General features: G+C 44.5%; 11 protein-coding genes. 5 read left to right on the forward strand and 6 right to left on the reverse strand.

Annotated elements, in window-relative coordinates; genetic code table 11:
• Positions 1-80 precede the first annotated feature (80 nt).
• Complete coding sequence (locus AC1DP6_RS32845; RefSeq protein ID WP_477058652.1) at positions 81-2,099, reverse strand: AMP-binding protein; 2,019 nt, start codon at positions 2,097-2,099, stop codon at positions 81-83.
• A gap of 918 nt (positions 2,100-3,017) precedes the next feature.
• Here AC1DP6_RS32845 and AC1DP6_RS32850 point away from each other — a divergent pair.
• Positions 3,018-3,791 (forward strand): hypothetical protein, encoded by a 774-nt coding sequence (locus AC1DP6_RS32850; RefSeq protein ID WP_477058653.1) that lies wholly within the window; start codon positions 3,018-3,020, stop codon positions 3,789-3,791.
• An 11-nt stretch (positions 3,792-3,802) separates the two neighbouring features.
• Here AC1DP6_RS32850 and AC1DP6_RS32855 read toward each other — a convergent pair whose 3' ends face one another.
• The 3 genes from AC1DP6_RS32855 to AC1DP6_RS32865 all read right to left on the reverse strand — a co-directional run bounded on the left by AC1DP6_RS32855 (position 3,803) and on the right by AC1DP6_RS32865 (position 8,966).
• Positions 3,803-4,609, reverse strand: coding sequence for a helix-turn-helix domain-containing protein (locus AC1DP6_RS32855; protein WP_477058654.1), 807 nt, complete (start codon positions 4,607-4,609; stop codon positions 3,803-3,805).
• A gap of 42 nt (positions 4,610-4,651) precedes the next feature.
• Positions 4,652-5,623: an aldo/keto reductase gene (locus AC1DP6_RS32860; RefSeq protein WP_477058655.1), complete on the reverse strand. Its 972-nt coding sequence runs from the start codon at positions 5,621-5,623 to the stop codon at positions 4,652-4,654.
• 160 nt (positions 5,624-5,783) lie between these two features.
• Positions 5,784-8,966 (reverse strand): Ig-like domain-containing protein, encoded by a 3,183-nt coding sequence (locus AC1DP6_RS32865; protein WP_477058656.1) that lies wholly within the window; start codon positions 8,964-8,966, stop codon positions 5,784-5,786.
• 225 nt (positions 8,967-9,191) lie between these two features.
• On the opposite strand from AC1DP6_RS32865, the gene AC1DP6_RS32870 reads away from it, so the two are divergent.
• From AC1DP6_RS32870 to AC1DP6_RS32885, 4 genes are all read left to right on the forward strand, one after another.
• The gene (locus tag AC1DP6_RS32870; RefSeq protein WP_477058657.1) at positions 9,192-9,701 is read left to right on the forward strand and encodes a VOC family protein; all 510 of its coding nucleotides are present in this window, start codon (positions 9,192-9,194) and stop codon (positions 9,699-9,701) included.
• Between the two features lie 61 nt (positions 9,702-9,762).
• Positions 9,763-10,248, forward strand: coding sequence for a VOC family protein (locus AC1DP6_RS32875; protein ID WP_477058658.1), 486 nt, complete (start codon positions 9,763-9,765; stop codon positions 10,246-10,248).
• 137 nt (positions 10,249-10,385) lie between these two features.
• Complete coding sequence (locus tag AC1DP6_RS32880; RefSeq protein WP_477058659.1) at positions 10,386-11,969, forward strand: Na+/H+ antiporter; 1,584 nt, start codon at positions 10,386-10,388, stop codon at positions 11,967-11,969.
• Positions 11,970-12,156: 187 nt separating this feature from the next.
• Positions 12,157-13,338, forward strand: a complete 1,182-nt coding sequence (locus AC1DP6_RS32885; protein WP_477058660.1) for a metallophosphoesterase — start codon at positions 12,157-12,159, stop codon at positions 13,336-13,338.
• Between the two features lie 107 nt (positions 13,339-13,445).
• Here the strand turns inward: AC1DP6_RS32885 and AC1DP6_RS32890 are convergent, their stop codons facing one another.
• Together AC1DP6_RS32890 and AC1DP6_RS32895 are read right to left on the reverse strand one after the other, a co-directional pair.
• Positions 13,446-14,180 carry a hypothetical protein gene (locus AC1DP6_RS32890; RefSeq protein ID WP_477058661.1) on the reverse strand — a complete coding sequence of 245 codons (735 nt, stop codon included), beginning with the start codon at positions 14,178-14,180 and terminating at the stop codon, positions 13,446-13,448.
• Positions 14,181-14,265: 85 nt separating this feature from the next.
• On the reverse strand, positions 14,266-14,847 hold the full coding sequence (locus AC1DP6_RS32895; protein ID WP_477058662.1) for a Crp/Fnr family transcriptional regulator: 582 nt from the start codon (positions 14,845-14,847) through the stop codon (positions 14,266-14,268).
• Positions 14,848-14,899 lie beyond the last annotated feature (52 nt).

Here is a 14,899-nt window from a genome sequence, read left to right on the forward strand (position 1 = left end):
ACCTACCAATTTAAGTTGTGCTCCTTCCAGTAGCGGAATAACTTTATTCCGCTTTAAGACAGTTATAAGATCTATTACATTCATAAAACAATACCCTTTTCCCGGTTGTGTTCTTTTTTAAGCCATAGCATGCTTTCAATCATGACTATGAGTTCTGAAAATGTGCAGTGTTGAAATATTTGAGTTGCGTCTATGTTTATGTTGAGGTCCCTGTTAACCGTATTAATCAGGTCCATTGCGCGGAGAGAATCCAATCCCATCTCCGCAAGTCCTGCGTTTTCATCCGGCGCTCCTGTCAGTTGCAGATTCGTTCTCGAAATAATCACTCCTGTCAGATAGTTCCGGATAACGTCATAGTCCCCATTTCTGAGTGTTTCATTCAGCAGCATCCCTACATCAATATCAACGCGCGCATCTTTCTCCATACGCGTTTTTGCTCCGATAACATTAAACCGGTCCTGCAGATAGTGTTCCCTGCATCTAACCCGCTGCAGTTTACCACTGGTTGTTCTGGGGATTCCCAGTGGCGTGGTTAAGATGATATCATACAACGCGATTCCGAATACGCTCATGACAGCAGTATCGATCATATTAATTACCTGGCCGGCGTCCAGCCCTTTGACAGCTATCCTGTTGATTTCTGCGACTGCCACAATACGTGCGTCATCCTCATCAATACTGAATACCGCCATACCATTTGTAGCAATGGCCGGATGTGAGTCTGCTACCAGTTGTTCAATATCGTAGGGATAATAATTTACACCACGAATAATCAGCATTTCTTTTTGCCGGCCATTCACAAAAAGTTCATTTCCATATAGAAATCCAATATCACCTGTTCGCAGATAAAGCCGATCATCTATTGTATAAAAAGTATTGCTGTTATCTTTCCTCCAATACCCTGCTGTAACGCTGTCACCGGCAATACAGATCTCTCCTTCCTCCATTTCCGTTACTGCCTGCTGTGTTTGTGCAGCTATTATTTTTACGTCCATGCCCGCGCAGATCCTACCGGAACTCACCAGTGATTTCGCAGCAGCACTCCCATTTTCAAGCAACTGTAACCTCCCCTGTTGCAAAGCAATTTTATCTGCATACACCACATGTGGCGTTGCATTATCCTTTAATCCTGACACCATCAATGTAGCCTCTGCCAGTCCATAGCAGGGATAAAAAGCCTGTTCAGTAAATCCGGTCGAAGCAAAGTAGTGTGTGAAACGTGCAATGGTATCTGCTTTTACGGGTTCTGATCCGTTGTAAGCCAGTATCCAGCTGGAGAGATCCAGCGCAGAAAGTTCATGAGGAGCCACTTTATCAACGCAGAGATCAAATGCAAAATTGGGTCCACCGCTATGCGTTACCTTGTAGTTTGAAATAGCTTTCAGCCAGTTGACCGGCCGTTGCATAAAATGCAGCGGGGACATCAGTACACAGGTACAGCCTACATAAATTGCATGCAGGATATTCCCAATCAGGCCCATGTCATGATGAAAAGGCAACCACGACATGATGACGGAATTTTCATCACAACCAAAGGTATTCCTGATCACCTCCTGGTTATGCAGCAGGTTGTTGCTGCTGATAACAACACCTTTCGGAACACCTGTAGAACCCGATGTATATTGTATAAAAGAAATGGGATGATATAGTGGTGCTGATAACAGCGAATCCGTTTCCTGCTCCGGGAGATTCGTTGTCAACACAAATTCAATATCGGTGTCAATAGTCTGTTGCAGGAGTACAGAGAGTTCAGCTACCGTAAGTATGGCGCTGATCTCTGCATCCTTTATAATATTTGTAAGTCTTTCTCTGAGTTTGCTGCTCCTGTTAAAAAAAACAGGTACTGCAACGATGCCTGCATATTGACAGGCCATAAAAGCCACAATAAATTCAATCGTATCCTGATAGATCAACATGACCCTTTTACCCAAAAGGTTTTCACCGGAAAGATGAGTAGCCAGTTGCTTTACCCGCAGCATCAATTCTTCGAATGTGACAATGCAAGTGGCATTACTACCATCAGTCAGATAGATGAAAGCATTTTTTTGTGGACAGTTTAAAGCGTGTAGCATTAATTGATAAACAATATTCATTTCCATAACTCTGGATAGCTCATTTAAAAATACGGCATGAGGATACCATAACCGGATTTTCAGTTCCGAAATCAAGCAATAATGCGGTAGTTTAAAACTCCGCTAATAAGCGTTTCCGACAACCGCCTGCGGCGGTTACAGATTTGACTCAATCATTAATTGACAGCATATTATGATGGATCAATGCTACAATAGTTAACTAAACGTATACCTGGCAATAGGATTAACTCAGATGGCTTAGTTACACACTAAAAGTTAAAGGGTACCAATGGGTTTAAAGGTTGAAAAAGGGTTTAAAGGGTTTAAAGATAAAAAGGGTTTAAAGGGTCATTTTGCTAATAAGTTGGGCTATTATATACAGATCGTCGTAACCACTTCTATCCGCTATTTTTAATGTAGCTAGATAAATCCGTTTTCAATTTAAGGTAAATTATTTAATCACAAAAAAAAATCTGTTCTATTAATAATCGTTATGCTGAAGTTTGATAAATAATGACAGATTATATTTTCCTGATCATACAACGGCCCCAAACAGGATGATAAACGCAGCAGTCAGGACGGGAAACAATCCCCTAAAACATAATGTAGCAGTATATTTCAAGGTATTCATTTCCACCACCTACTGCAGCATCCCCGCAGCCAGATCTGGAGTAATGCATATACTGCAAAACTGTGGCACTGATATTCATTCGCATTTTTCATTCGCGGATGTTCAACTAAAATAGGATAAATCCCGAGATTGGTCTATACGTTTGGGTTAGGATCACAAACCATATATTTCAGAAATAGATCTAACTAATTCAGCACTAAATACTTTTAAAGAAAAAAAAAGCGATTCTTCACAATATCTTAATATAATTACACCCTATCACCAGGATGTAAAAAACTATCTTTAACGGTTCAAACAAATAAAATCAATTGAGAATGGAAATACCAGGTAGCTTCATTAAAATATTCCCGGAATACGAGGATGTTTTTTTTGATGATGTGGAAAATCACCGGAAATACTTTCTGCCCTTATGTTCTATTAATTTGGGGTTCCTTTCACCGGACAAGGATCAGTGGCTGCATTTTGTGTCTGTAAAAGAAATATATGATGGTCGCGTGGGTGAAAACACTACGGAGTTTCACACCGCCTATACCAAATGCGATATGTTCGGTTTTGATATCATCGACGGGAAATATAAGTTTGATGCGAAGTGGGAATACTTTACCGTTTCCACCGAAATCCCCCCGGATAGTTACCACCTCGAATATACCGATGAGGAGATACAATTTAATTTTAATGAGGCGATGTATCAGTTAAAGAAGTCGTACTACAAAAAATTCGGACAATTATATGATCGGGATTTTCACAGGCCCGGTTTAACCGTAGAGGGGATCAGAAAATTAGAAAGGCTGCTGAAGCTAACAATAGAAGATCTGCGCAATGATGCGCCTTCAGATTACCTGGCAGAGGTCATCAATAAAAAGATCAACGGTGTAATAGATGAAATCAATACAGACCATCTCCCTTTTGATGAATGTGAATACTCAGGCACCAATCTGATGGATAAGCCTCTCAGGGAAGATGGGCGTCTTTTTAGCTATATAGCCTGTATGGAAGGATATCATTTTCAGGAAAATGCCGCTGATCAGATTTACTTATTTCATGATGATCAGCTGAAAAAAGCAGTGATTTGCCTGGAATATACCTGATAAAAAAAGGACTACCATTCGGTAGGTGCTTTGCCGAATTTCTTCTTAAAAGAATGCGAGAAATGAGAGAGGCTTTCAAAGCCCAGGTCAAGATAAATGGCAGATGATTTTTTGTTCTTTTTTTCTATAAGATGCCGGGCTTCTTCCAGCCGCCTTTCTAATAACCATTGTCGTGGGGCCATCCCGAATATCTTTTGGAAATCACGCTTAAACCCTGCCAGGCTTCTTCCTGTAAGTCGTGCAAATTGATCAACCGGAATATTGTAGTGAAAGTTGCTGCGCATGAATTTTTCCAAATCCATCTTATACGGTTCCGAAAAGTCGAATAAGAATTTCCGGAGCCCGGGCATCGTATTCATAAGGAGATATACCGCCTCTTTTACTTTAAGCATTCCCATCGCCCTGGTTATTTCTTCTTCCGGATGCTGAACATATGGAAGCAAAGATTGAAAGAAAGCGTGCAAAAAAACGCTCCCGGGGATACGAATGTTGGAAGGGCCACTGTATTTTTGCCCTGTCWCTATTTGCTCCTCAAGGGCAATCTTCCGGAGGAAGTCTTCTTTCAGCACAATGACAATGGTTTGATAATCCTCACCATCCAAAGGAGTTTTAGTAATTTCTCCCAATTGATTTTTTTGTATCAGCAACATTTCGCCGCGACTCATGGAGATTTGCTGGCTGGCAGTTTCCAAAGTAAAGACCCCTGCAACCTGCAACACCAGTATATTGTGCTCCATAAATGCCACCTTCTCCTTTCTCATGGCGGAGAAATAAGAGTAAAAGATAACCCCGGGAATTATTTCAGTTGGGTTTGTCATAATGCAAAGATATAAAACAGCCGGGGTTTATCTGCAACCCCACTACCGCTGCAGGTAGGTRCCTCCAAGTATCGATCCCGTTGAAAAATGTGTGTTAAGTGTATTCAATTCATCAGGCGTGAACTCAATCCCCATGGCCTGCATATTTTCCGGCAGCCGGGACCTCCTGCTCATACTTACTAATGGCATGATGTGATCTCCCTGTGCATTCACCCACGCGATCGCCAGTTGCGTTGGCGTGTATCCTTTCTCCTTAGCCAGTTGCTTTAATACCTCCACTTTCTCGAGATTCTTTACCAGGTTCTCTCCCTGAAAGCGCGAGAAGTGATGATGATAGTCATTAACGGGAAGAGGTGCTTTCATCTCGCCAGTGAGTAATCCTTCGGCCGTATTAGCAAATGCCACCACTCCTATACCCAATTCTTTAGCCGTAGGAAGCAGCTCACTTTCTATCTGTCGATCTGCCAATGAATAGCCTATTTCCAATGCCGTTACCGGGTGAACACTATTCGCCTTGCGCAGTTGATCCGCGGTTATTTCAGAAACGCCCAGATAGCGGACCTTCCCTTCTTTGATCAGGTCGGCAACAGTTCCGATCACATCTTCTATAGGAACACTGTTGTCAAGTCGGCACGGTTGATAAAGATCAATGGTATCTATCCCTAAGCGCACCAGGGAGTAATTGATAAAGTTCTTGATGGCTACGGGACGCAGGTCCAGTCCAAGCCACTGACCACCATAGAAAATTGCGCCGAACTTGACACTTATGAAAGCATCGTCCCTCCTGCCTTTGATGGCCTTTCCTACAAGCAATTCATTGTGTCCGCTGCCGTAAAAGTCACCGGTATTCAAAAAGTTAATCCCACTGTCCAATGCCTGCTGAATGGTAGCAATACTTTCACTTTCATCATTCCCCCCACTTCCCCACACAGGCGACATCCGCATACAACCTAATCCGAGTTTAGACACGAGTGRCCCGTTTTGGCCAAGTGCTATCTTTGTTATTGCTGTCATAGCTGCTGTTTTATTGATTAAGAACACAAAGATCCACTTTTAGATGCGATGACTGCTTTCTCTCATGGCTCAATTTACTTGTCTGGGCGGCTCAGCTTTTCCGCCATTTGTATATCCCCCGGATAAACCTGAAACAGCCTACCCGGGGGAAAGAAATGAGTTATTGCCTGATGAATTTCAATACCTGTCGCTGCTGATTCCCATTGTAAACCTGCACGAAATATAATCCGCGTGGCAGCTTTCTGACATCAAGCGTATAGGCATTTGAAGCTTTGAAGCCACGATGCGCACTCCATACCTTTCCTGAAAGGTCCACGATTATCATCTGCTGCAACGCTTGATTACTATATAGCTGCAACTCCCCACCCGCAACAGGGTTGGGAGACACTGTCACATTCCATTCCGTTGTATCGGCATGATGATTCGCTGTAAACGCAGTTGTCACCGGTGCTCCCACTCTTGCACCTGTACTTGTACCRTATACTTCCAATTCATAAATGGAGTAACCATACACGGTAGTTCTTGCCGTACCATAGATACGGATATAACGCCCGCTGCCGGTAAGACCAGTATGGTCATTCACCAATGCGGCATTGTTGGTAATGGTTTTAAGACTCGTCCAGGGGCCGGTACTGCTGGCGCCAATCTGTACTTCATAATTCTTTCCGGCGGCAGTTTCCCAGGTAATTTTCACTTCATCTACATGGTAGGTGGCACCAAGGTCCACAAAAATGGATTGCGGATCGGAGAATGCACTGGACCACCGGGAGGTGATCACGCCGTCAACTGCATAAGGGCCGGGTGTACCAACATTTTCGGTAGAAGAAACCGTAACTGGTTTGTTCAATGCCAGGTTACTTCGTGTACCCGTTTCATTTAGCTGCGTGGTATAATAAACCTGGTCGATGTAAAAACTGGCAGTGGTAGCAGGCGCATCGCCACTAAAGGTAAAGCCCTGCGTGATATTGGTAAGATCGATACCTGTCATGGTATTCACAGGAATAATTACCTGGTGCCATTGTCCATCTCTCAATAATCCCAGCTTCTGTTCTCCGGCAGCAAATGGAAGTTCATACTGACCGCCTGTTGAAATAACAGTAAACCTGAACATGCCCTGGTAGCTCGTCTTAAACCAGAATTTCAGATAACCATTACTGAAATGAGAAAGGTTACGCACATCATGAGATACGCCCAGTCCAAACCAGTTTCCGGCAGCCGCCGTATAGGCCATCACGTTAGCCCCCTCCTTTGGCGTTGCTCCTGCGATGGTGGTCAGGTTATTCCACACATACAGATTTGCATCCACGCCAAATGTCAGCTTGCTGCTGATCCAGGCGGTATCTGTGTAAATGCCGTATCGATCAGAAAGTATATTATTATCTTTCACCGTAAAGGTTACAGAAGAAGAAGTAGTACTCAGGTTGCCATCATCATATACTTTCGCTTTGATGGTATAGGTCCCCTGATCCACCTTTGTCCAGCTGAAGTTGTAGGGAGCCTTGTTAACCGTCCCTATCAGGGTATTGCCATTAAAAAATTCTACTTTGTAAATGCCACCATCATCGGTAACATTCGTAGTGATATTGACAGTAGCAGGTTTCATATAGTCCGATGAAACCGTAGGAGATGTAATGCTGATGGCAGGAGCAGTATTCGTAGGTTTCGTAATAAATATCTGCACGGGTTTGGAAGTGGTGGTTTTGTTCTGATTATCTGTGGCCTTTACCGTTAGTAATTGCACCCCTGTAGCTGATGTATTCCAGGTATAGCTGAAAGGAGCTGCTGTGGATGATCCCAGATAATTATCATTACTATAGAATGCTACCTTGGTGATACTGCCATTCTGATCAGTAGGATTCGTATTCACCTGGATGCTTGCCGGCGTTTTATATACGGTATCTGCCACTGGTTTAATGATGATGACCTTCGGTGCCGGGTTGGACGTAGTTCCGCCGGTATAATAAATATTGTCGAGATAAAAGTCCAAAGCAGCTGCCGGCGCATCGCCAGACAACATAAACAGCTGAGTGGTAAGCGTCATGTCGGCAAGTGCAAATTCGCTCACGGGTATCGTTACCTCATGCCACTGTCCATCACGAACAAGGCCATGCTCACCATTGGCGCCATTGAACTGTACCCATCCTTCGCCTGCATCCGTAGCAATGCCTACTTTGAAAGGTGCGGTAGCATTGGTTTTCATCTGGAACTTCAGACTTCCTGACGAAAAGTTGCTCATGTTCTTTGCATCATTGGCAACCCCCAGCCCATACCACGCGCCGGCATTGGCATGCAGCGCCCAAACATTCGGCCCTTCAAAAGGTACCGGAACCGGAGTCGTAATATTTGTAATATTATTCCAGAAATAAAGCTGCGCACCACTGCCCAGCACAATCTTATCATTCACCGTGGTATTATCAGTGAAGATGCCATAGGTACCTTCCGGCTGATCGTCCGTACCATAAGTAATGGACTCGTTTTGTGTGATGTCCTGGTAAAGTTTGATATAGTCTACCTGTAACTGTCCGGGTAGCGGAGCCGTAATATTGTTAGCAGCCAGGATGCCTGTAAAACTACCGCCCACCGCCAGATTCAGGACGATGTAAAACGGATGTTGAAATGCATCCAGTCCATTGCCGCCGGTCGTGTTAATGGTATAAAAAAGACTATTGTCAAGATACACGGTAATGACAGTAGGAGACCATTCCAATTTATAGAGATGAAAGTCATCACTGAGATCAACGGCGGTAGTGGTATCTCTTCCATACGCGGCATGACCGGTATATCCACCCGGATTTTCCGTCCACCAATGTAAGGTAGCATTAAGTAATTTATTGGCTTTATTGGCAGTAACGGCAGCAGCAGAACCCATTTCAAGTACATCGATTTCGCCGTTATGAGGCCAGGTACCACCGGTAGCACCCAATAGCCAGAACGCAGGCCAGAGGCCATTGGCAGCCTTTGGAACTTTGATGCGTGCTTCCAGCGCACCGTAACGGAAGTTAACGCGACCCGCAGTTTTGATACGGCCGGATGTAAAAGGCTTCCCTCCCATATCCTCACGGCGTGCTTCAATAATAAGCTGCCCATTTTCAACGCGAACATTTTCTGTACGGTTGGTATAGTACTCTAATTCCTGGTTTCCCCAGCCGCAATTTCCTTTGGCACATCCATCACCGGTTTCGTAAGTCCACCAGGATGGGTTCAGGGTAGCAGTATTAAAGTTTTCCTCCCAAACCAGCAACCGCTGGGCATTGGCGACAAACGAAAATAGTAAAAGTGTGAAGATACCGACTCCTCTGGCAAGGGCACGGTAAAGAATAATAGGATAAATGTTTGTTTTCATAATGGAATTTTTATGTTCTTAGTGGAATAACGTGGTAATTGGCTAACAGTCATTAACGTGGATAGAGATAACAATACACTTCGGGCTTTGCGAAGTTCGGCAGAGGAACTGAAATCAGTTTGCAGCTGAAAGTCGCAAATGCCCCACATATTGCCGTGAATGCCCTTGCATAAGAAACACATCTGGTTTAACTTTGTTTAGCCACAAACCTAATCGCAAATAAATATGAGCAGTATCAACAACACCATCACCGGACTTGAACTCGCACAAATTGGCTGGGTGGTCCCGGACATTCACGCCGCTGTGAAATTCCTTTCGAACGCCCTTGGTATCGCTGGCTTTCCTGAGCCGGAACATTTCCGTGCACAGGATCTGGGTATGACCTATTACGGCAAGCTGGTTGCTGGCGAATGGCTCACCACTCAGACTTATAATGGAAGTACCTTCATCGAACTCATTCAACCGCTATCCGGTCAAAGTATGTTCCATGACTACCTCGCTCAGTATCCCGCAGGCGGCACACAGCACCTTGCCTTCCGTTTGCCGGTAAGCGATTTCGAACGGGTCACCGGCGAGCTGCGCGAACAAGGTTATGCGGTCATCAGCGAAGTGGATCACCCAATTGCGCGGATGGCCTTCTTCGATACTTATCAAACACTGGGCGTTGCCACCGAGATTATGGGCATCACCCCTGAAGGCTGGGACGCCATCAAAGAAATGGAGAAAACCCGGTGATGAGTTAAGCGACGTCGTGTAGTAGCGTTTAGCGTAAACAACATTCAAAACATATTGACAAATGATGAAAAACAAACTAATCATTTTATCACTTGCAGCATCATTTGGTTTGGGGTTCGCATTCAATTCGATTTGGGCTAAAACAAATAAAAACCAAATCAAAATGAAACGAGTAACCGGACTTGGAGGCATTTTCTTTAAATGTAACGATCCTAAAAAAATCAAAGAATGGTATAAAATGCATCTCGGTCTGGATACAGGCCCCTACGGGGCAAAATTTGAATGGCGGCAGGAAACGGATTCAACTAAGAAAGGATATACGCTATGGACTCCTTTTGCTGATAAGACCAAATACTTCGAGCCCTCCTCAAAAGACTTTATGATTAATTACCGGGTTGAAAACATCGAAGCACTCGTAGAAGAATTAAAAAAGGAAGGGGTGACAGTGTTAGATAAAATAGAAACATATGACTACGGAAAGTTCGTTCATATTCTTGATGTGGAAGGCAACAAAATTGAATTATGGGAAGCTAAAGATGAAGAGTAGGCGGACGAACTCATTGCCCCAGATCTAACGTATGGCAAAACGAGATCGTTACACCGATCTTAGTCCGCCTCTCATTTAGGAATACTTACAATAAATTCAAAAAATTGACTTTATTTTAGTAGCCTTATGATTTCCATATGCATCAACAACTACCCCTTCTTCTGGCCCTGGTAGCCGCTATCGTTTTGATTGAGATGCTGGCTACCAGATTAAGGATCGCCTATCCTGTGTTGCTGGTAATAGCCGGGCTATTGGTCAGTTTTATACCCGGGCTTCCAATAGTGCAGATCGATCCCAACATGATCTTTTTTATTTTCCTGCCACCACTGCTTTCTGATGCAGCCTGGAGCGTTTCCTTTAAGGAAATGAAAAAATGGTGGCGCATGATCGGCAGCTTTGCCTTCCTGGTAGTGCTCTTCTCCGCATTTGCCGTTGCCCTGCTGGCCAACCACCTCATCCCGGGATTTACGCTCGCACTTGGCTTACTGCTCGGCAGCATTGTATCCCCTCCTGATGCGGTGAGTACGGGCGCGATCATGAAATTTGTAAAAATCCCCAGAATAACGGCAGCTATACTGGAAGGCGAAAGCCTGCTCAATGATGCCTCCTCACTGATCATTTTCAGGTTTGCACTGGTAGCTGTAGGCACCGGGCAGTTCATTTTTCACGAAGCACTGTTGGATTTTTCCTGGATGATAATGGGAGGAGTAGGTCTTGGGTTGATATTTGGATGGCTCTTCATGCAGGCACATAAATACCTGCCTACAGACGCTCCTTCAGACATTGTCTTTTCACTCATCGAACCCTATTTCCTTTACTGGATCGCCGAGCAGGTACATGGTTCCGGCGTATTGGCGGTAGTGACAGGATGCCTTTTCCTGGCCAACCGGCGTTTCTCCTTTCTATCAAGTTCCAGCCGGGTAAGGGGCCAGAGTTTTTGGGAGGCACTGATCTTTATACTGAACGGTGTGGTGTTTATGTTGATAGGCCTGGAACTGCCGGAAGTTGTGGCCGGACTTCGTGCCGATGGAACCCCATTAAGTGAAGCGGTTTATTATGGTCTTTTGGCAACTGCCGTGCTCATCATAGCAAGGATCATCAGTTACTACGCGGCGATGCTGGCCACACGTATATTCAGACCAGGGGTGGCGGTGAACATAATAAACAACAACCGGCGCCGGGCATTGATCCTGCCACTGCTAATGGGCTGGACCGGCATGCGGGGCGTGGTTTCCCTGGCCGCCGCACTGGCCATACCAACTACACTGCATGGCGCACCATTTCCCCACAGGAACCTTATTCTGTTCATCACCTTCATCGTCATCCTGCTTACCCTGCTGATACAGGGACTCACCCTGCCCTATTTTATAAGGCGCTCCAATATCAATAGTCACTTCATCGAGGAGCCGAAGGACGAACTTAAAGCGAGGGTAAAGCGGCTTATGGTGATCGAAACGGTAAGACTGCTGAGAGAAAAACAGGAGAAAGGCCAGCTCACAGACCACAAGCTGCAACGCATGATCGAACAATGGGAACATAAACTCAAGGAACCGGAAAACCTGGGATTAAGTGAAGCAGCAAAACAACACTACCTGGAATTGCTCGAAGACCAACGAAAGTTCCTTATCGGTATAAACAAGGAGCCTGAATGGCCAGATGAAATCATCCACTGGCTGATCTTCCAGATCGACCTGGAAGAAGAGCGTATCAAGCTTTTATAGAGATGAAAAAAAATGATCTCCTTCTTTACCACTAAAAATAAAAAAACTGCTGGTAGTTGCTCAATGGCTAATCAGGAATGACTATTTACAGCGAAAGGAGATGTTTTTCTCCTTCTTTTAAAATATCTTCCCTGTTCAAACGTCTTCTGGAATAACAAAATATATGTTTGACATATCTACTTTATAAATGGCAAAAAGACTTCCGCTGATCATCCTGCTCTGGCTGGGTACCGATCTTTATTTTTATCAGGCTATACAAACTCTTGTAAATTCCGGTGCATTGTTGTGGAGCTATTGGCTCATCGATCTGCTGTTAATGAGCGGCATAGTAGCTGTAATTTTTGCGCGACGTGGCTCCCGCTCGCAGCAAACGTTGATTACCTGGCTCATGGGACTGATGCTGCTAGCTTTTGTTCCCCGTTTATTTTCGCTCCCGGTTTTACTGGTGGAGGATATTACCCGGCTCTTTCGTGGGTTTCCGCCGAGGGCACTCTGGGTAAGTGAACTGACTTTAGCCACAGCTGCTGTGCTGCTGCTCATCGTGCTGTTCGGTATTACGCGCGGGCGGCATTTTTATCGCGTAAGGCGTGAAACAATCTCTTTCCCGGACCTGCCCGAAGCTTTTGATGGTTTTACTATAACACAGATAACAGACGTTCACTCCGGCAGCTTTACCAACGCCGGCGGAGTACAAAAAGGGCTGGACCTGGTCAATGCCCAGCACAGCGATGTCATTCTGTTCACCGGTGACCTGGTTAACAACCAGGCATCAGAAATGGCCAGATGGATACCTGCTTTTGCAGCACTGAAAGCGCCGATGGGTAAATTCTCGGTGTTGGGGAACCATGATTATGGCGATTACATTCACTGGGAGACGCCTGAGGCCAAACGTACCAACCTGGCCCGGCTAAAACAAGTACATGCCGAAATCGGTTTTCGTCTGCTGCTGGATGAGGCAATCACCCTTCAAAAGGACGGTCAGTCCATTACGCTGTTAGGCGTGGAAAACTGGGGTAAGGGTGGCTTCCATCAATACGGTGACTTAAAGAAAGCCACTGCCGGCGTTCCCGATGATGCTTTTAAGATCCTGATGTCACATGATCCCTCGCACTGGGAAGGCGTAACGCTTGAGCATCATCAACACATTCATCTCACATTATCTGGCCATACACATGGCATGCAGTTCGGCATTGAGTTATTTGGTCTTAAGTGGAGCCCCATCAAATACGTATACAAGCAATGGCTCGGGCTTTACCAGGACAACGGGCGTTTTTTGTATGTCAACCGCGGCTTTGGCTTCCTTGGACTAAAAGGGCGAATCGGTATGTGGCCGGAAGTGGCAGTGATTACCTTAAAGCGTAAATCATGATCCACTACTTGAACATCCTTGCCTTACTGTTCAGGCACAACATACATTTGAGTCGCCTTTAAGTGGTGATTTGAAATTGTTGGCGGCAATCAAACCGGAAAATGATCTCAGCTAACTACTAAACTATTTGCGGACGTCTTCAACTGGTATAATTTTCTGAAAACCGCGGTATGCAAAAATAAAATGGTGGCGGGAGCAAATGCAGGAAACCATGAGAACGGGAATACAGTCATTTCCCTGAGATTCCCGTTGGCACCAATCATTACAGCAATCGTCAGCAAATCAACGATGTCCAGGATACCAAATATGTTCCAGGCATAAACGGCTATTTTCCACCCTGGGCTACGCTTTGCAGCCATCCTTACCACCGGCAATGCTAAAATTGCAGTAATAATATCTCCGAAGCCGGCAAAAAAAGCAAATGTTGCAGGAAGCAGGCGATAGCTCTGAAGAATGATGAAAAATACGCCAAGAACCCGGAATATATGTAAGGAGATCAGTGATTCCAGTTTAATTGAATAAAGTAAGGTCTTAAATAGCCTGGTATTCCCGATAAAACCGAACAAGAAGATAGCTAACGGCAACCCTGCCCATATCGTTACTTTAGGTGGCAGGGAATTGACTTCAAATGTACCTTTCAAAGAAAAAAAAGAAACGTAGACAAGAAAAGCAACATAAAAACTAAAAATACTGATCTGAATATTCACTGCCTTGCGCGGCGTCATACCGACGTCCAGCGCTGCTTCCCTTACTCTCCCGGTGATGAAAGCGATAAAAAAAAGAAAACTCCCGATAAATAGTAAGATGGCCCAAAGAGGCATTCCTGATATGTGATTTTCCATTTGAAATAGTGCCTTGGTTTAGAAAACAAAGGAAAACCATATCATTCAGCTTACACTTAGCAAATGGCAAGAAATCAGCAAGCAGCTATTTTTTCGTAAACTCCTTTCTTATTCTGCTCAACGAAGTATCGGTAATTCCCAGATAAGAAGCGATATATTTTAAAGGTACATTCTGAAAAATTTCCGGACTCGAATTGATCAGCCTGATATACCGTTGTTCCGCTGTTTCCTGTAACATAGACAGCATTCTCTCTTTCAGGATACTGTAGCTGTTGACAAGCTTCAGCCGGCCGAATTCCCGAAACTCGGGCAGCGCGTGAAAAATTTCCTGCATGTCGTCATAAGTAATATACCAGGTTTCACAATCGACTATTGTCTGGATATATTCTTTTGAAGGGGTTCTATTGAAGAATGACAACAGATCACTTGCAAAGGAATTTTCCGAATAGAACGCGGTGGTAGCCTCGTCGCCATCCAGGTTATAAGTATAGGACCGCATGACGCCCTTTTCGATGAAATAATATGCATTGCAAACCTTGCCGGCCTTCAAAATATATTCATTCCTTTCGATTTCCATCGGATTGAATTTCTCTGCAATCTGCTCCACCTTAACAGGGGCCATAGGCAATACCTGTTGAATGAACCGAACTAAAATATCTTTGTTCATTGATAATGAATTAGGAGGAAATTTTCTCCTGATGAATTTAATAAAGAAAAAG

Source organism: Chitinophaga sp. 01L420, from assembly GCF_056399985.1.

Bases quoted from the DNA above. Each gene is read 5' to 3' on its own strand.
- AC1DP6_RS32850 (WP_477058653.1), top strand. From the start codon at position 3,018: ATGGAAATACCAGGTAGCTTCATTAAAATATTCCCGGAATACGAGGAT.
- AC1DP6_RS32890 (WP_477058661.1), bottom strand. From the start codon at position 14,180: ATGGAAAATCACATATCAGGAATGCCTCTTTGGGCCATCTTACTATTT.
- AC1DP6_RS32870 (WP_477058657.1), top strand. From the start codon at position 9,192: ATGAGCAGTATCAACAACACCATCACCGGACTTGAACTCGCACAAATT.
- AC1DP6_RS32895 (WP_477058662.1), bottom strand. From the start codon at position 14,847: ATGAACAAAGATATTTTAGTTCGGTTCATTCAACAGGTATTGCCTATG.
- AC1DP6_RS32875 (WP_477058658.1), top strand. From the start codon at position 9,763: ATGATGAAAAACAAACTAATCATTTTATCACTTGCAGCATCATTTGGT.
- AC1DP6_RS32845 (WP_477058652.1), bottom strand. From the start codon at position 2,099: ATGGAAATGAATATTGTTTATCAATTAATGCTACACGCTTTAAACTGT.
- AC1DP6_RS32880 (WP_477058659.1), top strand. From the start codon at position 10,386: ATGCATCAACAACTACCCCTTCTTCTGGCCCTGGTAGCCGCTATCGTT.
- AC1DP6_RS32885 (WP_477058660.1), top strand. From the start codon at position 12,157: ATGGCAAAAAGACTTCCGCTGATCATCCTGCTCTGGCTGGGTACCGAT.